The organism is Arthrobacter sp. UYEF21 (genome assembly GCF_040546085.1).
GTDB lineage: Bacteria > Actinomycetota > Actinomycetes > Actinomycetales > Micrococcaceae > Arthrobacter.
Genome location: NZ_JBEPNF010000008.1, coordinates 116,029 through 138,239, shown reverse-complemented (window position 1 = coordinate 138,239; position 22,211 = coordinate 116,029). Strand labels below are relative to the sequence as shown.

General features: G+C 66.4%; 15 protein-coding genes and 1 pseudogene. 10 read left to right on the top strand and 6 right to left on the bottom strand.

Annotated elements, in window-relative coordinates:
• Positions 1–16: 16 nt before the first annotated feature.
• Both ABIB27_RS10675 and ABIB27_RS10670 read left to right on the top strand, forming a co-directional pair.
• A complete protein-coding gene (locus tag ABIB27_RS10675) occupies positions 17–3,349 on the top strand; it encodes a glycosyltransferase (RefSeq protein ID WP_502909173.1) in 3,333 nt (1,110 codons plus the stop codon).
• Positions 3,350–3,584: 235 nt separating this feature from the next.
• Positions 3,585–5,138, top strand: coding sequence for a DUF5719 family protein (locus ABIB27_RS10670; RefSeq protein ID WP_354215156.1), 1,554 nt, complete (start codon positions 3,585–3,587; stop codon positions 5,136–5,138).
• Between the two features lie 133 nt (positions 5,139–5,271).
• On the opposite strand, the gene ABIB27_RS10665 is transcribed toward ABIB27_RS10670, so the two are convergent.
• Positions 5,272–5,787 (bottom strand): metallopeptidase family protein, encoded by a 516-nt coding sequence (locus ABIB27_RS10665; RefSeq protein WP_354215157.1) that lies wholly within the window; start codon positions 5,785–5,787, stop codon positions 5,272–5,274.
• Between the two features lie 120 nt (positions 5,788–5,907).
• Between ABIB27_RS10665 and ABIB27_RS10660 the strand changes: the two genes are divergently transcribed.
• The 5 genes from ABIB27_RS10660 (at position 5,908) to ABIB27_RS10640 (ending at position 11,058) form a co-directional block, all read left to right on the top strand.
• Complete coding sequence (locus ABIB27_RS10660; RefSeq protein WP_354215158.1) at positions 5,908–6,297, top strand: DUF3499 domain-containing protein; 390 nt, start codon at positions 5,908–5,910, stop codon at positions 6,295–6,297.
• A 176-nt stretch (positions 6,298–6,473) separates the two neighbouring features.
• Entirely contained in the window at positions 6,474–6,725 is a 252-nt protein-coding gene (locus tag ABIB27_RS10655; protein ID WP_354215159.1) for a Trm112 family protein, read from the top strand.
• A gap of 338 nt (positions 6,726–7,063) precedes the next feature.
• A complete protein-coding gene (gene ahcY, locus ABIB27_RS10650) occupies positions 7,064–8,551 on the top strand; it encodes an adenosylhomocysteinase (protein WP_354215160.1) in 1,488 nt (495 codons plus the stop codon).
• Positions 8,552–8,614: 63 nt separating this feature from the next.
• Positions 8,615–9,853 (top strand): L,D-transpeptidase, encoded by a 1,239-nt coding sequence (locus tag ABIB27_RS10645; RefSeq protein ID WP_354215161.1) that lies wholly within the window; start codon positions 8,615–8,617, stop codon positions 9,851–9,853.
• Between the two features lie 80 nt (positions 9,854–9,933).
• On the top strand, positions 9,934–11,058 hold the full coding sequence (locus tag ABIB27_RS10640; RefSeq protein ID WP_354215162.1) for a TIGR01906 family membrane protein: 1,125 nt from the start codon (positions 9,934–9,936) through the stop codon (positions 11,056–11,058).
• Here the strand turns inward: ABIB27_RS10640 and ABIB27_RS10635 are convergent.
• Positions 11,055–11,273: pseudogene (locus ABIB27_RS10635) on the bottom strand (long-chain fatty acid--CoA ligase); the annotation flags it as partial. The gene ABIB27_RS10640 and the pseudogene ABIB27_RS10635 overlap by 4 nt on opposite strands.
• Before the next feature lie 186 nt (positions 11,274–11,459).
• On the bottom strand, positions 11,460–13,142 hold the full coding sequence (locus ABIB27_RS10630; RefSeq protein WP_502909172.1) for a dolichyl-phosphate-mannose--protein mannosyltransferase: 1,683 nt from the start codon (positions 13,140–13,142) through the stop codon (positions 11,460–11,462).
• Between the two features lie 46 nt (positions 13,143–13,188).
• On the opposite strand from ABIB27_RS10630, the gene rsmI reads away from it, so the two are divergent.
• On the top strand, positions 13,189–14,154 hold the full coding sequence (gene rsmI, locus ABIB27_RS10625; RefSeq protein ID WP_354215164.1) for a 16S rRNA (cytidine(1402)-2'-O)-methyltransferase: 966 nt from the start codon (positions 13,189–13,191) through the stop codon (positions 14,152–14,154).
• 186 nt (positions 14,155–14,340) lie between these two features.
• Positions 14,341–15,840, top strand: a complete 1,500-nt coding sequence (locus tag ABIB27_RS10620) for an NAD-dependent succinate-semialdehyde dehydrogenase (RefSeq protein WP_354215165.1) — start codon at positions 14,341–14,343, stop codon at positions 15,838–15,840.
• Positions 15,841–15,878: 38 nt separating this feature from the next.
• Here ABIB27_RS10620 and ABIB27_RS10615 read toward each other — a convergent pair whose 3' ends face one another.
• Genes ABIB27_RS10615 through ABIB27_RS10605 form a run of 3 tightly spaced genes read right to left on the bottom strand, consistent with a single transcriptional unit; the run spans position 15,879 to position 20,942 of the window.
• Entirely contained in the window at positions 15,879–18,389 is a 2,511-nt protein-coding gene (locus tag ABIB27_RS10615; protein WP_354253863.1) for a transglutaminase TgpA family protein, read from the bottom strand.
• Positions 18,386–19,822, bottom strand: coding sequence for a DUF58 domain-containing protein (locus ABIB27_RS10610; protein WP_354215167.1), 1,437 nt, complete (start codon positions 19,820–19,822; stop codon positions 18,386–18,388). Before ABIB27_RS10610 ends, ABIB27_RS10615 begins: the two co-directional genes overlap by 4 nt.
• 13 nt (positions 19,823–19,835) lie before the next feature.
• Entirely contained in the window at positions 19,836–20,942 is a 1,107-nt protein-coding gene (locus tag ABIB27_RS10605) for an AAA family ATPase (protein WP_354215168.1), read from the bottom strand.
• 164 nt (positions 20,943–21,106) lie between these two features.
• Between ABIB27_RS10605 and ABIB27_RS10600 the strand changes: the two genes are divergently transcribed.
• A complete protein-coding gene (locus ABIB27_RS10600) occupies positions 21,107–22,012 on the top strand; it encodes a TatD family hydrolase (RefSeq protein ID WP_354215169.1) in 906 nt (301 codons plus the stop codon).
• Positions 22,013–22,211 lie beyond the last annotated feature (199 nt).

Sequence of the window (22,211 nt, the reverse complement as noted above, 5' to 3'; positions counted from 1 at the left end):
CCATGTCACTGCCGTTGTGGTGTCCCACAACGGCAGTGCCTATCTCCCCAGAACCCTGGCCGCCCTCGCGGACCAGACCCGGTCAGCCGACTCCGCCATCGGCGTGGATACCGGCTCGCGCGATGACTCCGCAATCCTCCTGGAGCAGGCGTTAGGCGCAGAGAACGTCATCAGCTTTCCCCACGGCAAGAGCGGAATGGGTGGCGCCGTACGCGCCGGGCTAGATGCGCATTCACCGCGGGAAGGCCAGTCCCACCGTGCCGCCACGGAGTGGGTGTGGCTGCTCCACGACGACGCAGCCCCGGCGCCGGAGGCGCTGGCGGAACTTCTGGGTGCCGTGGAACGCGCTCCATCGGTGACAGTCGCCGGATGTAAGCAACTGGATTGGCACTCCGGACGCCGCCTAATCGACGTCGGACTGTCCACCAGCCGGTGGGCCGAGCGGCTCACCCTCATCGACGCCGACGAGCTCGACCAGGGCCAGTACAACGGCCGTTCGGACACGTTCGCCGTGAACTCGGCCGGCATGCTGGTCCGCCGTGATATCTGGGAACTCCTGTCGGGATTCGACCCAGCCCTCCCGGGCACCGGTGACGACGTCGACTTCTGCTGGCGCAACCGCCTCGCCGGGCACCGTGTAGTAGTGGTGCCCACAGCGCGGATGTACCATGTGGCACACCGGCCCCATGCCCAAGGGAACCCCTCTGCGGCGCGCAAAGCGCAGGTCCACCTCCGGCTCAAGCACGCGCCGCTCTGGAAAGTGCCCATCCACGCGGTGGGCGCACTGCTGGGTAGCATCTTCAAACTCGTGCTCAGCATCGCGGTCAAGGACCCAGGTCACGGAGTTTCGCAGTTGATGGCAACGTTCGCTGCCTTGGCCCGGCCCGCTGCTGTGGCAAAGTCCCGGCGGACGGCGGCCAACACCCGCCGGATCAGGCGTTCGGTCATCAAGAACCTGCAGACGCCCCGGCGAGAGGTCTGGAACCACCGCCGTTCCCTGATGGAGGCCCTCGGCTCAGACAAGTCCACCGCCGATGGCCTTCTCCACGATCCCCTGGCAGACCAGCCCACCGGCGACTCCGCCGATGACTTTGCGGCGCTGACCACCACCGAACGGGGCTGGGTGGGTACTGGTGCGGTGGCCGCCATCATCATCGCAGCGGCCGCTTCCCTCACTGCCCTCAGCGGGTTGTTCCGGGCCGAGGCCGCTTCCGGCGGTGGCCTGATACCGGTGTCCGCCACGCTTGGGGAAATCTGGCATCACGCCTCCAGCTGGTGGATCAGCCTGGGGGCGGGTCTTCCAGGCGGGGGAGACCCCTTCGACTACGTGCTGTGGGTCCTGGGCCTGTTCGGCGGCGGGGATGCTAATGCCGCCATGTCGTGGCTGCTCTTGCTCGCTGCTCCACTGTCCGGCCTGACGGCGTGGTGTGCGGCTGGCGGCGTGACCATCAGGCGCCGCTTCCGCTTTGTTGCGGCCCTGTTCTGGGCAGCCGCTCCGGCCTTGCAGGTCGCACTCAACCAAGGCCGCGTCGGAGCCATGGTTGCCCACGTCATGATCCCGCTGCTGGCGCTGGCACTCTTGCGCGCCACGGGGTCCGCGGTTGGCCATGGGCGCTTTATCCTCCCGGCCCCCGGCGATCGCCGGTTCACCGAAAAGCCGCCCGCACGGCCAGGCATTAACGGCATGCCGTCCTGGACGGCTGCCGCTGCGGCGGGCCTGGCCCTGGCCGTTGTCACCGCGGCTGCCCCCTCCTTGCTGGTCCCCGCCGCGGTGCTCATCGTGTTGTGCGGGCTGATGCTGGGCCGGCGCGGCCGCACGGTGTGGTGGGCGCTTTTGCCCAGCGCTGCGCTCTTTCTTCCCTTGGGACTGTCCGTCTTAGACAGGCCACGGGCACTCCTTGCGGATCCCGGCGTGCCGCTGGGATTCGAGGCGGCCCCGCTCTGGCAGCAATTCCTTGGGCAGCCGCTGCTGTTCGCACCCGGGGGTGGTCTGCACGGCCTTCCGTTCTTCAGCGGGCAGGTCATCCCATGGGCACTTGTGCTTGCGCTGCTGGTGGCTCTCCCCGTCCTGGTGCTTGCCGTTGCGGCGCTGTTCCTTCCCGGTAAACGGAGCCGTACAGCACGTGCACTGTGGGTAGCGGCGCTGATCATCCTGGTGGGTGGGTGGCTGGCCGGACACGTTGCAACGGGCGCAATTGCAGACGCTCTGGTCACGCCATTCAGCGGTCCGGCTGTCTCGGCCGCCGGGTTCTCGCTTCTGGGGGCGGCACTTATCGGTGGTGAGCGTTTGTTGGCCGCCGCAGACCGTTCCACCTCATCGAGCGTCAGGCGAAATATGGTGCTCCGCTCCGCCACGGCCGTGGGCATGGTCATACTGCTGGCCGGTCCACTGGCGGGCATGGCGGTGTGGTCTGCGCAGAACGTCCTCCGGACCGTCGCTGCGGCGCATCCCGCCGACGTTTCGGCCGGACCGGCGCTGGGAACGCCCCGGCTCGTGGAGGCCGCCAATGCACGGACCCTTCCCGCCACAGCGATCGACCGCGGCACCGGGCCTGAGCAGACGCGCACGCTGCTGATCAGCACCAAGGAGAACGGCACCTTCGACGCCGCCCTGATGCGCGGTGCCGGGACTACCCTGGACAGCCTTTCCGCCATCGCTGCTGCGCGAAACATCATGGGCGCACCCGGCCAGGAGACGGTCCGGGACGATGATGACGTCACGGCCTCGCTCCGGAGTGTCGTGGCCACCCTCGTGGCCGGGCAGGGCGTTGACCCAAGGCCTGCGCTCGAACGCCTCGGCGCCGGATTCGTTGTGCTGCGGTCGGCCGATACCGCAGCCCAGCTCACCGCCAGCAGGATGGACGCAGTGCCGGGCCTTGTCACCGTAGGCCAGACGGATGTTGGCTGGCTTTGGCGTATTACCCCGCTGAACCAACCGGCACTGCAGCCTGCTGACGTGGCGCACCGCGTGCGGATTGTGGACCCGGCGGGAGCCACGGTGGCACTGGTGCCATCCAAGTACGACAACGTCGACACCGCCGTTGCCGAAGGGCCGGAAGGCCGGCTGGTGGTTCTCGCCGAACGGGCAGATCCGGGCTGGAGCGCCTGGTTCGACGGCCGGAGACTCACTGCCACAACGTCAGGCTCGGCCCAGGCCTTCACCTTGCCGGCCTCGGCGGGCCAGCTGACTATCCGCTACGACGCCCCTTGGGCCCTGTGGTCCGGAATCGCGCAGGTCACCGTGTTCGGACTCACGGCGATACTCGCCATTCCCATGCCCGCCCGCAGACCCAACACAGGCTTGTCACGGGACGAAGGATCTTTGCGTAAGGAACACCAGAATGCATAAGGACGCTTCGCACTCCGGAACGGCCGGGCCAGAAACGGCTCCGGCGGCTGCTGCAGCAACAGGCCCGGTACGGGCAGCCACCGTTCAGGACCAAGATTCTCCGGCGGCTGCTACAGCACCAGGCCCGGTAAGGGCGGCCACGGTTAGGAAACAGGATGCCCCGACTGATACGGCGACGGCGCCCGGTGCTCCCGAACGGACCCGGCCCGCTGCGCGCAGGACCGCGTCCAAGGAGATGCTCGCCGGTCTAATTTCGGCGGTGGCGATCATCGCGGCAGCCGGTGGAATCGTGACTGCTGCGTCCCTCGCCCCGCAACCGGCCAGCAGCCGCAGCATCCCGGCTACACTGGCCTCCGTTCCGGCCGGTGCAAGCGTTGGGGTATGTCCCGGGCCGGCCCGCCTGCTCGAAGGGACGGCAGCCGGTACTGACCCCCAGTTCAGCCCCGAATCGGCGACCGCCAAGAGTGTTGTCAGCGGCGCCGTCCTCAGCGCCCCCGGTGGTGTCCTGCCCGGTAGCCAGCTGTCCGCACTCAACGGGACTCCCGCCGTCGAGATCGCTAAAGGTGGCGGCCAACCCGCCCAGGAGGCCGGTCCGCAGGATCTGAAGGCCGCTGTGTTCAAAGGGCGCAGAGTGGACGGCGCCACCATCCTGAGCGCCGAGGCCCTGGCAGACCAGAAGCCGTCAGCAGCCGGTGCGCTGAAATACACGGCCACGGATGGTGACCTGCAAGGTTCTGCCGCAGCCAATTGCCAGCCACCAGCCAACGATCTTTGGCTTGCCGGTGCCAGCACCATGGTGGGCCGCACGTCTGTCCTGGTCCTAAGCAATGCCTCCAGCACTCCCGCCACCGTGAGCCTGGAGCTGTTCGGGAACAAGGGGCAGATTCAGGCCCCCGGCAGCAGGGGACTCCTCGTGGCTCCGGGAAGTACCCGCTCAATCGTCCTGGCCGGTCTGGCTCCCGGTGAGGCGCAGCTGAGCGTTCACGTCCGCAGCGCCGGTGGTCCCGTGGCCGCTGTCATCCAGCAGAGTGTCCTGAGGGGACTGACGCCCGGCGGTGTGGACTTCATCGTGCCAGGGGCCGCTCCTGCCGCCCGGCAAGTCATGACCGGCCTGGACATCCAGGACGCCGGTGGGATTGCCGCTGCCACTGGAAAGGGCGGCTTCTACGACGCCGGTCCGGCTCTTGCCATCACCGTCCCCGGTCCATCGGACGCTGTAGTGGAGGTCAAGGTTTTCGGCCGGGACGGACAAAAAGCCCTTCCCGGCGGCGGTGTTGTCACGGCCAAGGCCGGAGCCGTCACCGAGGTTTCGCTGGCAGGCGTTCCGGCCGGCCACTACACGGTATCCACCAGCTCGGATGTGTCGTTTGTAGCCTCGGCCCGGGTCACCCGCGGCGTCAACAGCGAAAAGGCGTCGGATGTCGCCTGGGCGGCCGCAGGCGTGCGGCTGGGAAGCCAGCATGTGGTACCGGTGCCGCAGGGCGGCGACCGTACCCTGGTCTTCGGCGTCCTCGAAAACCGGGCCACGATTTCCTACGCACCCATCACAGCTGACGGCAGGGTCCGTGCAGCGGCAACAGTCGACGTCGCCGGCGGCACCACAACCTCCATCAAGCTCGCCGACAAGGTTGAGGAGTCAGAGGTGGTGGCATACGTGGTCTCGGCCTCCGGCGACGCCGCTTACGGCGCGCTCCTTTTGCAGCAGGAAGGCCGCGAAGACGTCTCCACGCTGGCCTTGATGGCGGCCGCGTCCGGACAGGAAAAGGTTGCCGTCACCCTGGGCTACTGACGGGTCACCCAGGCTTACTGACGACATCGGATCAGCCTGACGACATCGGATCAGCGCTGTTGGCAGAGCGCGGCCGGACCACGATTATCGGTTCAGCGCCGTCGGCTCACAACCGCGGGCGCACTGCCGGCGGTCAGTATCTGCGGCGGTAGACCGGATCCAGCGTTTCGGGTGCCACGCCGAGCATTTCGGCAGTTTGTTCCACTACAACGTCGTGGACCAGGTCCTGTAGTTCCTCCCGGCTGCCGCAGCCATGCTCCACTACCCGCCGGTACAAGGTAATGACCGGGCCTTCCTCGTCCGTGGCGGGAGTGTAGGCGCCCATGGGCGGGGGTACGGCGCTGGCCACCAGCTGCTCCAGCTCCGGGGGTATTTCGTCGACGGCGAAGCGTACGCCGTCCAGCGTCTTGCCCCAGATGTCGTGCAGCCGCTGCGCGGAATCAAGCACCATGTCATCAAAACGGTCGGACCGCGTCCGGTACCCGGGATGTGTGGGCAGCACCAATTCCCCCCGCAGGCCACGGCCATGGCGGTTCCTGCGGCGCGTCGCAAAGCTTCGGCCCGGCAAGTCCGGCCCCGCGGCTTCGCTGCGGGCGTCCGGGTCAGCCAAACGGACCGAAAGACCTGAATCGTGGTTCGATGACTGCATACATTGACTGTAAACCCGGCCGAAGATTTACGCGACACCAGCCGGAGGACGCGCCAGGGCACGGCGGCAGGAGCGGCAAATACCCGGAAAGAACGCTCAAACGGAGTAGTCTGGGATGTCGTGGGAGCTATCCGTGAATGTTCAAGGTCAGCCTGCCGTCAGTCAGCGGTGGCTACTTTGACGTACGTCTACGCAGACTCCACCGCCGTCCTGGGTCCGCTCGCCACTTACGCCGAGCCGCATTGTTACGATTTGTGCGAGCAGCATGCCGGCTCGCTGACGGTCCCCCGCGGCTGGGAAGTACTTCGCCTGGCGATGCCCACCAGCCCGCAGCAGCCGGGCCCCGACGACCTCCTGGCACTGGCCAATGCGGTCCGGGAAGCTGCGGCGCTGCCGTCCAAGCTGCAGACAACGCAGACCCAGCGCGCTTCGCATTCAGCGCTCGAGGCTCCCGCCGCTCCAGAAGGCACCCGCCGGGGGCACCTGCGTGTCCTGCGCGAACCTTCCTGACGGGACGCCGCGGCCGGCAATTCTTCCTCAAGCTACGCGTTCCTGGCTTCAGCGAACCTTCATAGCCTTGTACAGTGCTGACCGCCCACCGTCCTGTTACCGATGTGGCGGTAGGCTGGGACCTGCTAATCAGTCAGCCAACGGCGCGCACACGCGCCCTTTCGGGAGCATCAACCATGGCAAAGATCAGTCCTGACCTGTTGTCCGTCCTGCGCTGTCCCGTGACCGGCTCGCCGCTGGTCCAGGAAGGCGAAGAGCTTGTATCGACGGCGGCAGGAGACGCCGGCGGGAAACTGCGCTATCCGATCCAGGACGGCATCCCGTTGCTGCTGCCGCCGGAACTGCTGCAGGCCGCCAACGCCGCCAGCTCCGACCAGCACGATCCCGTAGCCTCCCTGGCCAACGGCAAGAGCCCGGCCACTGCCTAAGGCCCGGGGGACCGCACGAGCCCGGCCCCGGATGGCACCGCGGGCCAGACATGGCCCAGACGAGGCTGCTGCCGGCTATGCCTGGAGAGGTCCCCGGCCGGCAGAGCGCGGCCATGGATCAAGCTACGGCGGACTATACCCAGAGCCTGGCGGACGGCGGGAGCCCCCGCCACCGCACCAGCGGCCAGGCGCGGACAGGCCCCGGCCAGTACTGGCCAGGCCACGCATCGCCACCTGCACCACCACCGCAGATACCTTTACCAGATAACTTTCGCCACACAACTTTCACGCCGACGCTTCAACGGCGTCGCCACCATCGGACCGAGCAAAGGAATCCAATGACATTTGACTACAAGGTTGCCGATATTTCGCTGGCTGAAGCCGGCCGGCACCAGATTCGCCTGGCCGAGCACGAGATGCCCGGGCTAATGTCCCTCCGGAAGGAGTTCGGCCCCAGCCAGCCGCTGAAGGGCGCCCGGATTGCCGGGTCCCTGCACATGACGGTGCAGACCGCCGTCCTGATCGAAACCCTCACCGTGCTCGGTGCCGAGGTCCGTTGGGCCTCCTGCAACATCTTCTCCACCCAGGACGAAGCCGCCGCCGCTGTTGTGGTTGGTACCGGAACTGTCGAGGACCCGCAGGGCGTTCCCGTGTTCGCCTGGAAGGGCGAAACCCTCGAAGAATACTGGTGGACTGCGCAGCAGATCCTCACGTGGCCGGGCGCTGACAAAAACCCGGAACTCGGCCCGAACATGATCCTGGACGACGGCGGCGACGCCACCATGCTGGTCCACAAGGGTGTTGAATTCGAAGCGGCAGGTGCGGTACCGGCAGCTGCCGAGGACGAGTCCGAAGAAGGCAGGATCTTCCTCGACGTAGTCCGCGCGTCCCTGCAGGAAGATACGCAGCGGTGGACCCGGATCGGCTCCCGCCTGCGAGGCGTCACCGAGGAAACCACCACCGGTGTGCACCGCCTGTACCAGCTCGCTGAACAGGGCAAGCTGCTGTTCCCTGCCATCAACGTCAACGACTCGGTCACGAAGAGCAAGTTCGACAACAAGTACGGCATCCGCCACTCCCTGCCGGACGGCATCAACCGCGCCACCGACGTCCTGATGGGCGGCAAGGTGGCAGTTGTCTGTGGCTATGGCGACGTGGGCAAGGGAGCCGCTGAGGCTTTCCGCGGCCAGGGCTCGCGGGTCATCGTCACCGAGATCGACCCCATCTGCGCCCTCCAGGCAGCCATGGACGGCTACCAGGTGGCCAAGCTTGAGTCCGTGCTGAGCGAAGGCCACATCTTCATCACCACCACCGGAAACAAGGACGTAATTCTGGCCGAACACATGGCCGGCATGCGTGACAAGGCCATCGTGGGCAACATCGGCCACTTCGACAACGAGATCGACATGGCCGGCCTCGCCAGGATCCCCGGCGTCCGCAAGGTGGAGATCAAACCCCAGGTGCACGAGTGGGTGTTTGAAGCCGACCCGGCCACCGGTCAGGGCAACCGCTCCATCATTGTCCTGTCCGAGGGCCGCCTGCTCAACCTGGGCAACGCCACGGGCCACCCGTCGTTCGTGATGAGCAACTCATTCGCTAACCAGACCATCGCCCAGATCGAGCTGTGGACCAAGCGGGACCAGCCCGAGGCCGAACGCGAATACGGGAACAAGGTCTACGTCCTGCCGAAGATCCTCGACGAAAAGGTGGCCCGGCTCCACTTGGACGCCCTTGATGTCGAGCTCACCGAACTGTCCAAGGAACAGGCCGAATACCTGGACCTAGACGTCGCTGGCCCGTACAAGCCCGAGCATTATCGTTACTGAGGTGTGACTCCCCGGGCGCTGACCGCGCCCGGGGTTGTTATCGTCAAGCATTAAGATCGGACTATGGAGCCTGAAGTGAAGCCACACCGGATGTCGACCACCAAGAAGATCCTCGCGGTTGCCGGCGTCTGTGTTCTTGCTGCCACCGGAGGCGTGTTCGCCGCCGTCGCGCCGGGCTTCGCGCGCGGGGCGCTTGAATCCGAAGCAGCCTCCGCGGTCCGGTCAGCGCCAGGCGTGGCTTCGCCCGTGGTGGCACCGGTCAAGGTGGACATCACGCCTGCCGGCGCCGCCAAACAGGTGAATCCGGCAACACCGGTTTCAGTCAAGGTGGGCAACGGCAGGATCGAGAGCGTCACGCTTACCAGCACCTCCGGAGAAGCGGTCAAGGGCACCTTCGCGACCGACGGCAGCGGCTGGTCTGCCACGGCCCCGCTGAAGTTCAACACTGAATACAGCTACACGTATGTGGTCGCTGACGGGGCCGGACGCGAAACCACAGCCACGCAGTCGTTCAACACCGTGCCCAGCACCCACGAGGCCGACGCCGCGATCTACCCCCTTGACGGCATGAAGGTGGGCGTAGGCCAGCCCCTGCAGGTCGTCTTCAGCGAGCCGGTAGTCAACCGGGATGCTGTGGAGAAGGCCATCAAGATCACCTCCAGTGCGGGCCAGGCCGGAGCCTTCCATTGGTTCAGCGACACCATGGTCCGCTACCGCCCCGAAGCCTTCTGGGCCGCCAACTCCACCGTCACCATGGACATGCAGCTCTTCGGGGTTGACCTGGGCAACGGCCAGATCGCCAACTTCAACAAGAAGGCGAACATCCATTTCGGGGACAAGAAGGTGGCCATCGCCGACGCCGCCGCCCACACGTTCACCCTCAGCGTCAATGACCAGGTAGTAAAAACCCTCCCGGTCAGCATGGGGGACAAACGCTTCCCGTCAGCCCGGGGCTATGCCGTGCTGATGGAAAAGAACCGCCGTGACCACTTCCGGGCCGCCAGCATCGGACTCAAGCCCGGTGACCCGGCCTACTACGGCGAAGTGGATGTGGAATACGCCATCCGCCTGACACTCAGCGGGGCGTATATCCACCAGGCACTGGAATCCGCCTACCCGTTCATTGGGAACACCAACGTCTCCCACGGGTGCATTGGCTTCGCTCCCGACGGTGCAGCCTGGGTTTTTGACAACATGACCACCGGCGACGTTGTGCAGATCATCAACACCGAGGGCGACCACGCCGCAGTGGACGACGGCTACGGGGACTGGAACATCCCTTGGGCCGGCTATGACAACTAGGCCGGTAGGCTCAAGACCAGACACACAGCGCTGCCGGGACCATAGCCGGCAGTGCGGACCCCAACGGAAGTGACGCTGCTGTGAACGACAATTCCCCGACCCCTGCCAAACGCACGGAGCCGCAGCCGGATCCGGTCCTTGATACTTCGTCGGACTCGGATGAGCCCGCATTTGCCTGGATGACGGGACAACCCGAAAGCCGAGCGGACCGCAGAGCGGCGGAGGCCGCCGTCGAACCTTCCGTGGTGGCGCCCGCGGCCGCCGACACTTCTGCCGCCCAGCGCTCCGCAGAACCTTCCACTGTCCAGCACCCGGGAACCCAGCGCATCGCCGTAGGGTCTCCCGCAGCAGCCACTGCGGAGGAACCGCCCCTCACCGGCGCGGCCCGCCACCAGGCCGGTCCGTTCAATGAATCCCTGCCCACGTCCGCTCTTCAGATCCGCCCGCCGGAGGAGGAAGTGGAGCGCCGAAATGCGGAGCGCGAAAGCGCGGCCAACGCCAAACCGGTGGCCCCGCGCATCTGGCAAGTCCTGCTTGCCCTTTTTTACCCCGTGATCCTGCTGGTACTCGCAGTCCGGGCGGTCACCAGCCCGCTGTTTCTCTGGGTCGAATACAACAGGCCAGGTTTTCCCGGCGACGGATACGGCTTCAGCACTGACGACAGGATGACGTACGGCTCCTACACCGTTGATTACCTCAGCAACTGGGCTGGACCCCGGTACCTCGGTGACCTGGTCAACCGCAGCGGCGGCACCCTGTTCAAGGACGGCGAAGTCAGCCACATGGCGGACGTGAAACTGGTTATTCTGTCGGCCTTTGGCGCGGGGGCGCTCTTGATCGTGCTCAGCATCGTGGCCATCGCCTACCTGCGCCGTAAAAGCACTGGGGGAGTGCGCCGGGGCCTGTTCGCGGGATCGATCGTTTCGCTCGCCATCATCGTGGGCCTCGCGGTACTGGCTGTGCTGGGCTGGCAACAGTTCTTCGCCGAGTTCCACCGGCTCTTCTTCGCCAGCGGTTCTTGGACTTTTGCCCTCGAAGACACCTTGATCCGCCTGTTCCCTGGCCAGTTCTGGATTGATGCCGGCATCGTGATCGCCGGATTGGTACTGCTGGCCGCACTGGTGACTCTGATCCTCACCTGGCCCACCCGCCGCCGTCGCGGCCTCGGACAGGATGAGCAGGACGCCGCTGCGGTTCCGGCCTAACTGCCGTAAAGCCTGGTGATCTCCCCTTCAAAACCACGGACGACGGCGGCCCTCTTGAGTTTGAGGGAGGGCGTCAGGTGACCGGATTCTTCCGTGAGTGGGGCCGCCAGGACAGTGAAGCTCCGGGCGGCTTCAGCCTTGGAAACCAGCGTATTGGCCTGGTCCACAGCCGTCTGTACGGCTGCGGTCCTCGGCGAACACGTGGCGGGCACCAGCGTCCATTCGTAGCGGGTTGCGGACATCACCGGCACGCTGTCTCCCGGCCCGAGGCCGCCGGCAATCAGCCCTTTGGCCAGCGCATAGCTCTACCAGGAGTTCAGTGCTTGCTTCCCGCACGGGGCGTCTCCGTTCCGCCGCCTTACCGCGGCGCGCGGCTCTCAAAGGTCTAATGCCATCCTGCCTTAGATCCAGGACGGCATCCACATTCTGTAGTGCCATTCCTCGTACGGAACGGTCTCCGCAGTCCACACCGGGTAGAAAAAGGCGGACAGCAGGACTGCCGCTGCGATGAAGAGCACAACCAGGTAAAGGCCCGAGCGCCGGCGCCAGAGGGGGTCGGTTTCCCGGCCCAGGACCAGGCCCAGGCAGTACACCAGAGCGAGTATCAGGAACGGCTCAAAAGAGACAGCATAAAAAAAGAACATGGTCCGTTCGGGGTACAGGAACCAGGGCAGATATCCCGCACCCATACCGGCCAGGATCGCCCCCGCGCGCCAGTCCCGGCGTCCGGCCCACCAGAAGAGCAGGACCACCAGCGAGATGGCTGCGCTCCACCAGATGATCGGGTTTCCTACGGAGAGGATGGCCGAGGCGCAGCGGGCGGCATCGCACCCAAGCGTTTCCGGGCCAGGCTGCTGGTAGTAGAACGAGGTGGGCCGCCCCATCACAAGCCAGCTCCACGGGCTTGCCTCGTAGGGGTGTTCCGACCCCAGACCCTGATGGAACTTATAGGCCTCCAGATGGTAGTGCGCCAGCGAACGGATCGAGTCCGGCAGCCAGCCCCAGGCATCGGGGGGGTTGTCCTGGGCCCAACGGCGGAAGTAGGCGTCCCCGGAGCGGAACCAGCCGGTCCAAGTTGCGGTGTAAACGAGGAGGGCCACGGGCACCATGCTGGCAAAGGCCGGCAGGCCGTCCTTGATGATTCCGCCGCTGATCCAGCCACGGATGCCTGCCACCCGGCGTGCATTAAGGTCCCACAGCACCGTCAGGACACCGAAGCCGGCAAGGAAAAACAGGCCTGACCATTTGGTGCCGACGGCGAGGCCCATGCACACGCCGGCGGCGAGCCGCCACCAGCGGATACCCAGCCACGGACCCGCCAGGAGCTGGCGGGCGGACGGACGGCCCGCCGTTGACGCCGCTGCCAGCAGCGCGAGCCTGGCGGCGAGGCGGCGGCGCCCGTCGTCGCGGTCCAGCAGCAAGGCGCCAAAGGCGGCCAGCAGCCAGAACATCAGGAAGATGTCCAGCAGCGAGGTCCGCGACATCACGAGGTGATGGCCGTCGACGGCCATCAGGAGGCCGGCCGCGGCGGCCAGGGGCAGGGAACGAAAGAGTTTCAGAGCGATCAGCGTCAGCAGCAGAATGGACAACGTGCCCGCCAGCGCAGCGCCGAACCGCCAGCCAAACGGATTATCCGAGCCGAACAGCCACATGCCGCCCGCGATCATCCACTTGCCCACAGGGGGATGGACCACGTACTCGGGACTGTCCAGGAGGATGGCCGGGTTGCCGGCGTTGAAGGAGTCGTTGGCCTTGTCCGGCCACCTGCGTTCGTAGCCGCTGATCAGATAGGAGTAGGCGTCCTTGACGTAGTACGTTTCGTCGAAGACGAGGCTGTGGGGGTTGTCGAGCCGCACAAATCGGAGGAGGCCGCCGATCAGGGTCGTGAGGGCAGGGACCAGCCAGAACCAGAGGCGCAACGACGGCGGGTAATCGCGCCAGCTGCGGACGTTGCCGATCAGGCGCCCGCGGAGGGCTGCCCCAGTGAATGCCTCGGCCGGGCTGGTGATCCAGGGGCGGCCGGTCAAGGGGGTGCGTTTTCTGGCCTCGGCAGGCCGCATCAAGGTCTGCGTCACGTGCCCCATGCTACCTTTTGCCGCTTGCGCTCCCTGCCAGCAGTAGGCTGGTGGAGTGGACCCTAACCCCAGCACCTTCGCCGATTCCAGCCCTGCCGACCCATCGCCTGAAGCTGAAGCTGAAGCGGGGCCGGCCACCGCCGGGTCGGTCTCCGCCGATCCAGTCTCCGTTGGTCCGGTCACCGCAGGGCCAGGCCGGATCGTCCTGGCGGCAACACCCATTGGCAATACCGGCGACGCTTCGGCCCGGCTGATCGAACTGCTGGGCAGCGCAGACATCGTGGCGGCCGAGGACACCAGGCGGCTGCACCGCCTGGTCCAGAGCCTAGGGGTTACGGTCGCCGGGCGGGTCATCAGTTACCACGAGCACAACGAGGCCACCAAGACCGCAGAGTTGCTGACTCAGGTGCAGGCCGGTAAAACCCTGGTCATGGTCACTGACGCCGGCATGCCGTCCGTTTCGGACCCAGGCTTCAGGCTGGTGGAAGGCGCTGTGGCGGCGGGCCTTACCGTGACCGCCGTGCCGGGGCCCTCAGCCGTGCTGACAGCATTGGCCCTGTCCGGCCTCCCTACTGACCGCTTCTGTTTTGAAGGTTTCCTTCCTCGAAAGGCGGGCGAACGCGCGTCGCGGCTCGCGGACCTTGCCGCCGAGCGCCGGACCATGGTGTTTTTCGAGGCCCCCCACCGGCTGGAATCGATGCTGCGCGCGCTCCGGGAACGCTTCGGAGCGGAGCGGCGGGTCGCTATCTGCCGCGAACTGACCAAGACCTATGAAGAAGTCATCCGCGGGACAGTGGGGGAGCTGCTGCTTTGGTCGGAAAACAGCGAGGTCCGCGGCGAGATTGCGGTGGTACTGGGCGGCGCTCCCGAACAGGCCCCGGGCACCCCCGAAGACCACGTGGCCGCCGTCAACGAACTGATCGCCCAGGGCATCCGGCTTAAGGAGGCGGTAGCCGCCGTTGCCGAAGACGTACGCGTGAGCAAGCGTGAGCTCTACTCGGCGGTACTCGCAGCGCGGTGAAAGGCGGCCTGACTTATTGGCGTGCGCCAGGTTGTGCAGCTGCACAGCCTGGCGCAAAGTCAGTGGTGCATCCACTCCTAGACCCCCAGTCCTGGACGGCAGTACTGTAAAGGGGAATCAGCCAGAACACGTGCCGCAACGGCACCGGTGGAGGCTGGAAACGTACTTACAGACGAGGGAGTCACCGTGACCGTCACTGCACAGACCGCCGTTACCGCGGAACGCGAGAGCGAGCTGCTGGCTTCTGTTCCCACCGGCCTGCTGATCAACGGCGAATGGCGGTCCGCCGCTTCGGGAAAAACCTTCGACGTCGAGGATCCCGCCACCGGGAAGGTACTGGTGAGCATCGCCGACGCCGGTTCGGAGGATGGCATGGCGGCTTTGGATTCCGCCGCCGCGGCCCAGGAATCGTGGGCGAAGGTGCCGGCCCGGGAACGCGGCGAAATTCTGCGCCGGGCCTTCGAACTGGTGACCGGGCGGGCCGAGGACTTCGCCCTGTTGATGACTCTGGAGATGGGCAAGCCGCTGGCGGAGGCCCGGGGCGAAGTTACGTATGGGGCGGAGTTCCTGCGCTGGTTCTCCGAGGAGGCTGTGCGTGCCTTCGGGCGGTATGCGGTATCGCCTGACGGAAAGTCCCGGCTGCTGGTGACCAAGAAACCGGTGGGGCCGTGCCTGCTGATCACACCCTGGAACTTCCCCCTGGCCATGGCTACCCGCAAGATCGCTCCCGCCGTGGCAGCGGGCTGTACCATGGTGTTGAAATCTGCCAACCTGACGCCGCTGACCTCGCAGCTGTTCGCTGCCGTTATGCAGGAAGCGGGTCTGCCCCCCGGTGTCCTGAACGTCATTCCCACGTCCACGGCAGGTGCCACCACGGGACCCCTGATCAAGGACCAGCGCCTGCGTAAACTGTCCTTCACCGGTTCCACCGAGGTGGGCCGCCGCCTCCTAGCCGATGCGTCCGGGACGGTTCTGCGGACCTCGATGGAGCTCGGCGGGAACGCCCCGTTTGTGGTGTTCGAGGACGCGGACCTGGACGCCGCCGTCGCCGGGGCCATGCTGGCCAAGCTGCGGAACATGGGCGAAGCCTGTACCGCGGCCAACCGCTTTATCGTGCACGAATCGGTTGCGGACGAATTCGCACAGAAGTTCGCCGCGAAAATGCGCGACATGACCACGGCCAGGGGTACCGAGCCCGAATCCAAGGTGGGTCCGCTGATCGACGCCAAGAGCAGGGACAAGGTCCACGAACTCGTCACCGACGCCTTAGCAGCCGGTGCGACGGCGGTCCTCGGCGGTGCCGCGGGCGACGGCCCGGGCTACTTCTACCAGCCCACCATCCTCACCGGCGTCGTCGAAGGCACCCGGATCCTGTCTGAGGAAATCTTCGGCCCCGTGGCCCCGATCATCACGTTCGGCACCGAAGAAGAGGCCATCCGGCTCGCCAACAACACCGAGTACGGGCTTGTGGCCTACGTCTTCACCAGGGACCTGAACCGCGGCATCCGCATGGGCGAACGCCTCGAGACCGGGATGCTGGGCCTGAACGCCGGCGTCATCTCCAACGCCGCAGCACCCTTCGGTGGCGTCAAGCAGTCCGGCCTGGGCCGCGAAGGTGGGCTGGAGGGCATCGAGGAATACCTCTACACCCAGTACATCGGCATCGGCGACCCCTACGCCGGCTGACTTGCTGGCTGACGGGCTTGTGGTGCGGTGGCCACCGGTTACCGGCTTCCCCCCGGACGGAACAAGCCGTCGCGCGCTCTCGACCAGGAGCGAGCGGCGGCCTTTGCCGTGCGGAGCGCCAGCCTGCTGACCCCGTGGAAGGGCGCTGCCAGGAACCGGGCGAACCGGCCCAGTACCGACGCCGGTAGCCACGCTGCGCGCCACCGGCGGGGGAGCGTGGCGTTGTCCCGCAGCGACTGCTGCAGCGTCGCGATGCGCGGCGCGATTCGCTCGAACTTCAGGTCTCTGCCGGCGGTGTCGTTGCCCGGCCGGCCGTAGTGCCTTCGTTCGAAGTCGGAGGTCAGCGTGCGGACGGCCTGGTGCGCGGCATCGTCCATACCGCCGGTCCCACCGAGCAGCGACGAACTCCGCAGCCGTGCGGAATACGCCCGGGGCGTCTCGCTGGAGTCCGGTGGCAGGCCGTAGTCGGTTCCAAGGTCGCGGAGTTCAGCCCAGCCCAGGGGTACCGCGTCGTCCGTGTCCGGAGCCGGGCTTTGGAGCCGTCTGGTGCGGAGCCCTGTCCGGACCAGCCGCGGCAGCGCCAGCAGGAGCAGCAGCCCAAAAACCCCCGCTGCCCCAGTGAGCCACGGCAGAAGTAGTTGCCCGATGTCGTTGCCGCCGCCGGCGCCTGGGAGGGGCACCGCCGTCGCGCTTGGCGTCGGGACCGGGGATTTTGCGTCCGGTACCAGGTCCTTGGTGTTTTCAATGAGGTCAGGAGAGCCGGGACTGACCGTCTCGGTGGCGTAATCGGGGACGACGCCGCGTGATGGGGTGGGCTCGAACGGCACCCACCCCAATCCTTGGAAGTAGAGCTCGGGCCAGGCGTGGGCATCGCGGGCGTCCACCTCGTATTCCGGGAGGGCTCCGAGCCCGGCGACCGAGACGGTGCTGCCGGTGGCCCGGCCGGGCGCGTAGCCAACAGCGATCCGGCTCGGAATTCCTTCCAGCCGGGCCATCACTGCCATGGCGGACGAGTAGTGGATACAGTAGCCACTCTTCTGGGTGAGGAAGTCCGCCAGCACCGAGAGCCCGTTTCCGTCGTAGCCGCCCTGAAGTGGGGACTGCAGGGAGTAGGTGAACTCTCCGGAACGCAGGTACTTCTGAATGGCCATTGCCTTGGCGTAGGCGTTATCGCTGGAGCCGGTCACCGCATCAGCAGTGGTGCGGACAATATCCGGAACGCCGCCGGGAATCCTGGTGAATTCTTCCGGAATTCCGCGGGCGCCCCGGGATGACTGCCGGAGCATGGTGGCCGTTAGCCTCGGCACTGAGGACGACACAATGTACTGCTGGGCGCGCGAAGTGGTGTTGGCCGCCTTAACGGCGAGCGTGGTGGGGTCCCACGTCCAGGATCCGTGGAGTCCACGAATCGATTCCGGCGCGTAAGGCAGGGGCAGATACGGGCTGGTGAATGTCCCGGTGTCTACCGCCGTGACCTGGCGGAGCTGTTCGTCCGCGGTGATCTCGTAGCCGGTTTGGATGGGCCCTGCGACGGGCTGGCGGTCTGCGTCCCGGTCATCGGGTCCCCAGGTTTCGCCATCGAAGTTGTCCACCGTCACGGACCGCAGATACAGCGGCGCAGACGCGTTGGTGGCATAAGTGAGCCGCCCCGTCCCGGCAGGGGCCCGAAGGTTGTTTCCCAAAGTGATCATGGGATTCAGACCCGTGCCGTTGCCCCAGGGGTTCAGCCGGGAGCCTTGGGGAAATGTTCCGTGGTCAAAACCCGGAATGGCCAGCGGCACGGCCAGGGTGGCCACCAAAGCCACGGTTCCCGTCAACACGGCCCGCCGGATATTGCCGGGAGTCCGGCCGCTGTCAGCCGAAGTGCGGGAATCAGGGGCAAACCACTGGCTGAAAGCAAGGACCAGCAGGTAGCCGGCCACGGCGGCGGTGAAGCCCCACACCCCTACACTCTGCGGCTTTACCGTTGCGGGAACCACCAGGATGGCCAGCAGGCCAAGCCCGGTTGTGGCCGGCATGCCCAAGGGCACAGCCAGAGCATCAATGAGTATGACGGCCAGGCCCAGGACAGCACAGGTGACCATCACGATGCCTGCGTTCGGCGCAACCGGGGCGCTCTCGGCGAGTACGGTCTCGCTGGCCCGGCGGATGAACCTGTCCACCTCAGCCATGGTTGTTCCGGAGGGAATGAACCCGGCAATGGCCGTGCCGCGGAAGAACGTCAGGGTGAGAATGGCGATCAGTGACGCGAAGCCGCCGGCTGCCACCAGGAGGGGCTGGGCCCGCAGGGCACGAAGCGCTGCCAGGGTAAGGCAGAGCACCGCTACCGTGGTCAGGACCGGAAGGTACCAGGCCCAACCCCGCAGGACACCGTTGAGGGACAATGCAGCTCCGGCCACCGACAGGGCGACAGCACCGGCCATGGCCCACGGGTATGCCCCTACAGGGGAACGGGCCGGAGCCGGTCCCGCGGTCCCCGTGGAAGTGCCCGTTCCTCCGCCTGTGGGCCGCGGTTCGCGCGGGGCGCTGCGTTCCGGTGCCAGCGTCACCGACCCACCCCCGCTCCACGACGAACATCGGCTGCAGCCGTGGCCGTGGCAGCTCCGCCTTCGTCAAAGCAGCTCCAGGCCACCGGGACGGGAACTGAGGACTGCACCGCAACGGCGCGCCAGCCACCCCGGCGCAGGGCCTCCAAGGCTTCTTCGGACTCCGCCGGCCGGTCTGAAACGATCATGGCGAAAGCGTTGGCGCCGTATCCGGCACCGGGCGCCAGTGCCTTGGCTTCGGCCAGTGAGATTCTGCCGAGCACCGCGATAACGGGCCCGCGCATGCGGTGGGCTGACAGCTTGTCCATCAGTTGGTCGTCGAAAACGGCCGGGCCGGAGTCATGGCCACCGCGGTCCCGCGGGTGTCCTTCCTTCCCGGTGTGCCTATCCCTTGGGCCGTGGTGCGGTCCGGACAGCTGGATAGCCGCCAGGCTCTCGGCGATGGACTGGAGGCCGGCCGCCCCCGTGAACTCCTCCGCCTCCGGTTCGGGCGCGGACGGGGAACGGAGGAAAGCAGGTTCGCCACGGGGGTCCAGGAGGCGCAGGGCATAATTCCGCTCCGCCAGGTGAGTGCAGATGGACATCGCGGCCACCACTGCCCACTCAAAGGTGCCGCTGCTGGCCATGTCACGGGCCTCCACGGCCTGAGTTCCTCCGAAACCGGAGGCGGTGCCCCCGGAAAACGCCGCTAACCGCTGGTCCAGGATCACAGTGGCCTCCGGCGTCGTCACGGATTCCTCCTGCCGCACCATCAGGGCTCCGTGACGGGCGGTGGCCGCCCAGTGGACCCGCCGCATGGGATCGCCGGCGCGGTATTCGCGGGTCATGACGTCGTCGTCGCTGGGGTTGGCGCGGGTGCGCGTGGCGGTGATGCCGTCGTTCCCGCGGGCACCGGCGAGCCCCGTTACGGGAAGCTCGACGGCGGCCGGCGTGACGGTGAGGACGTCGCCGTCGTCGATGGCCTGGCGGCGTAGGGACAGTCCGAACGGATCAGTGAACTCGGCCGTCACCGGGCCGATCGGGTACTGCCCCCGTTTGGTGGAATTCAGGTGGTATTCATACCTGCTGGCGCCGCCGGTCGCGGACCGTGCCGGAAAGCGGAAAGCGGGGGACTCGCCGAACCTTGCGGGCAGTTTCTCCTCCATGATCGCCCGTCCGCCGCCCGCACCGCTCCGGGTGACGGCAAGCCGCACGGTGGTGGGGGCGGAGGTCTCCACGGGCGAGGGATTGAATTCGCGGTACACCTGGAAGCGGGGCTTGACGAGCCTGATCCCGGCAAGGGCAATCAAGGGCAGGACTATCAGCAGCACACTGAGGCTCAGGAGGTCCCGCCGTCCCATGATTTGCGCTGCCACCAGGGAAACCGCACCGGCAGCCAGTAGTCCCCAGCCGCGCGGGCTGAAGAGCTGCCGGGGAAACCTGTCGAGCAGCGCCATGGGCCGGCCCTGCCTAGCGGTTCCGCCGCAACCCGGCCGGCTGGGTTGTTGACCGGGCCGGACTGTTCGCCGGATCCTGGCCTACGGGCAGCCGGGACAGGATTCCCCGGATGACGCTTTGCGGAGTCTCACCGGCTCCGGCGGCCTTGCGGTCCAGGATTATCCGGTGGGCCAGCACTGATTCCGCCACACCCACCACGTCGTCGGGCAGGACGAAGTCACGGCCGTCCAGGGCCGCCGTGGCTTTGGCGGCCCGGAGTAACTGGAGCATGGAGCGTGGGCTGGCGCCCAGCCGGAGCAGGCGGCTTTCGCGCGTGGCCCGGCCCACGGAGACCGTATATTCCTTGACCGCCTGGGACACGTAGACCTGCTGGACTGTGGCGATCATGGCCGCGACGTCCGCTGCGGTGACCACTGCGGACACCTTGGCCAGCGGCGAGGTTGCCTGGTGGGTCTCCAGCATTTCGATCTCGGCTTCCTTGTCCGGGTAGCCCATGGAGATCCGCGTCATGAACCGGTCGCGCTGGGCCTCGGGCAGGGGGTAGGTGCCTTCCATTTCGATGGGGTTCTGGGTGGCCACCACCATAAACGGCTCATCGAGCTTGTACGAATCTCCATCCACGGTGACCTGGTGTTCCTCCATGCACTCCAGCAGCGCCGACTGGGTCTTGGCGGAAGCACGGTTGATTTCATCACCGATGACGATGTTTGCGAACACGGCCCCCGGGCGGAATTCGAAGAGGCGCGATGCCTGGTTGTAGATGGACACGCCCGTTACGTCCGAGGGCAGAAGGTCGGGCGTGAACTGGATTCGGCTGACCGTGCAGTCAATGGTCCGGGCGAGGCTTTTTGCCAGCAGCGTCTTACCCACCCCCGGCACGTCCTCAAGCAGGAGGTGGCCTTGGGCAAGCAGCACCGTCAGGGCCAGCCTGGCGGCATCGGACTTGCCATCAATGACGGTGTTAATCGAGTCCAGGATCCTCTGGCTGGCGGCGTGGAACGACCCCGCGTCCATTGCCCCTGCCCGGTGCCCGTTGCGGCTCCCCTGCTCCGAGACGGCGGTGAAGTTCCGGCCGGCGGGGATTACCTCGTTGACGGCGGTGCGGCGGTGGGGTTCCATCTGCAACCTTTCAGCCCGGGGATCACCTGGGACGGGAAGCCGGCCTGCCTTCGCCCGGCGGTGGGGCGCTCGCATCTGTTCCTACCAGACTACTAAGAGAACTGCCGGCGCTGACAGAGAGTTCCTGGAATTCTGCGGGCATCCGCGGACGCTAGGCTTGAAGGATGTGCAATTCGCTGATTCCCGCTGCTTACCGCGCTTCCGGGGCCGAGGTTCCGGCAGGTTCCGGCCAGCAGAAGCGGATGCATTTTCCGCCGGCGCCGGAACCCTTGCCGGTCCCCGTGATGGACAACCACACACACTTTGATTTCCCCAACGGGGACAGTCCCGTGGCTGTCGCGGCAGCGTTGGACGCCGCCCAGGCGGTGGGTGTTCAGGGTGCCGTGCAGGTGGGCACCGACCTTGAGTCCTCCCGGTTCACTGTCCAGTCCGTTGACTTGGACCGCAGGCTGCTGGGGGCTGTGGCACTGCACCCCAACGATGCCCCGGAGTACGCGGAGCGCGGCGAGCTGGAAGAGGCGCTGGCGGAAATTGAGCGGCTCGCCGCCCACCCCCGCATCCGGGCCATCGGAGAGACAGGTCTTGATTTCTTCCGCACCGAGGGGGAGGGCCTGGCCCACCAGCGCTATTCATTCCGGCGGCACATCGACATTGCCAAGCGGCTGGACCTTACCCTGCAGATCCACGACCGGGACGCGCACGACGACGTGGTGCAGGTTCTGCGCGAGGAGGGGGCGCCGGAGCGGGTGGTGTTCCATTGCTTCTCCGGCGATGAGGAGCTCGCCAGGATCTGCAACGCGGCCGGTTGGAACATGTCCTTTGCCGGAACGCTGACCTTCAAAAATGCGGCCAACCTCAGGGCTGCGCTCGCAATCGCGGAGCCGGAATTGGTGCTGGTGGAAACCGACGCCCCGTTCCTGACCCCGCACCCCCACCGAGGCCGTCCGAACGCCAGTTACATGGTGCCTTACACGGTCCGTGCCATGGCCGAATTGACAGGAGCGGACCTCGCGGAACTTTGCACCAGGATCAGCGAGAATACCGTTCGGGCGTACGGATCCTGGGACTGAAGAAGACCGCCAGCGAGACCCTCGGCAACATACTTCGTATGCATATTTCTTGTTTGCTTTATAACGCTACGGTTACAGTGGAGAATTATTAGCCGGGGTCGGGGAAGGCCTTCGGATAATTTCACTTCACGCGCAGCAGGACTTGGCAGGCTTAGACGCCGTCCGCCTGCGGAGCGGAGTGTGGCGGCGCAACGGTGCC

Excerpts from the sequence above, each read along its gene's own strand:
- ABIB27_RS10610 (WP_354215167.1), bottom strand. The coding sequence starts at position 19,822 with ATGGCGCTGCTCGACAGGTTTCCCCGGCAGCTCTTCAGCCCGCGCGGC.
- ABIB27_RS10670 (WP_354215156.1), top strand. The coding sequence starts at position 3,585 with ATGCTCGCCGGTCTAATTTCGGCGGTGGCGATCATCGCGGCAGCCGGT.
- ahcY (WP_354215160.1), top strand. The coding sequence starts at position 7,064 with ATGACATTTGACTACAAGGTTGCCGATATTTCGCTGGCTGAAGCCGGC.
- ABIB27_RS10655 (WP_354215159.1), top strand. The coding sequence starts at position 6,474 with ATGGCAAAGATCAGTCCTGACCTGTTGTCCGTCCTGCGCTGTCCCGTG.
- ABIB27_RS10630 (WP_502909172.1), bottom strand. The coding sequence starts at position 13,142 with ATGGGGCACGTGACGCAGACCTTGATGCGGCCTGCCGAGGCCAGAAAA.
- ABIB27_RS10600 (WP_354215169.1), top strand. The coding sequence starts at position 21,107 with ATGTGCAATTCGCTGATTCCCGCTGCTTACCGCGCTTCCGGGGCCGAG.
- ABIB27_RS10665 (WP_354215157.1), bottom strand. The coding sequence starts at position 5,787 with ATGCAGTCATCGAACCACGATTCAGGTCTTTCGGTCCGTTTGGCTGAC.
- ABIB27_RS10645 (WP_354215161.1), top strand. The coding sequence starts at position 8,615 with ATGGAGCCTGAAGTGAAGCCACACCGGATGTCGACCACCAAGAAGATC.
- ABIB27_RS10605 (WP_354215168.1), bottom strand. The coding sequence starts at position 20,942 with ATGGAACCCCACCGCCGCACCGCCGTCAACGAGGTAATCCCCGCCGGC.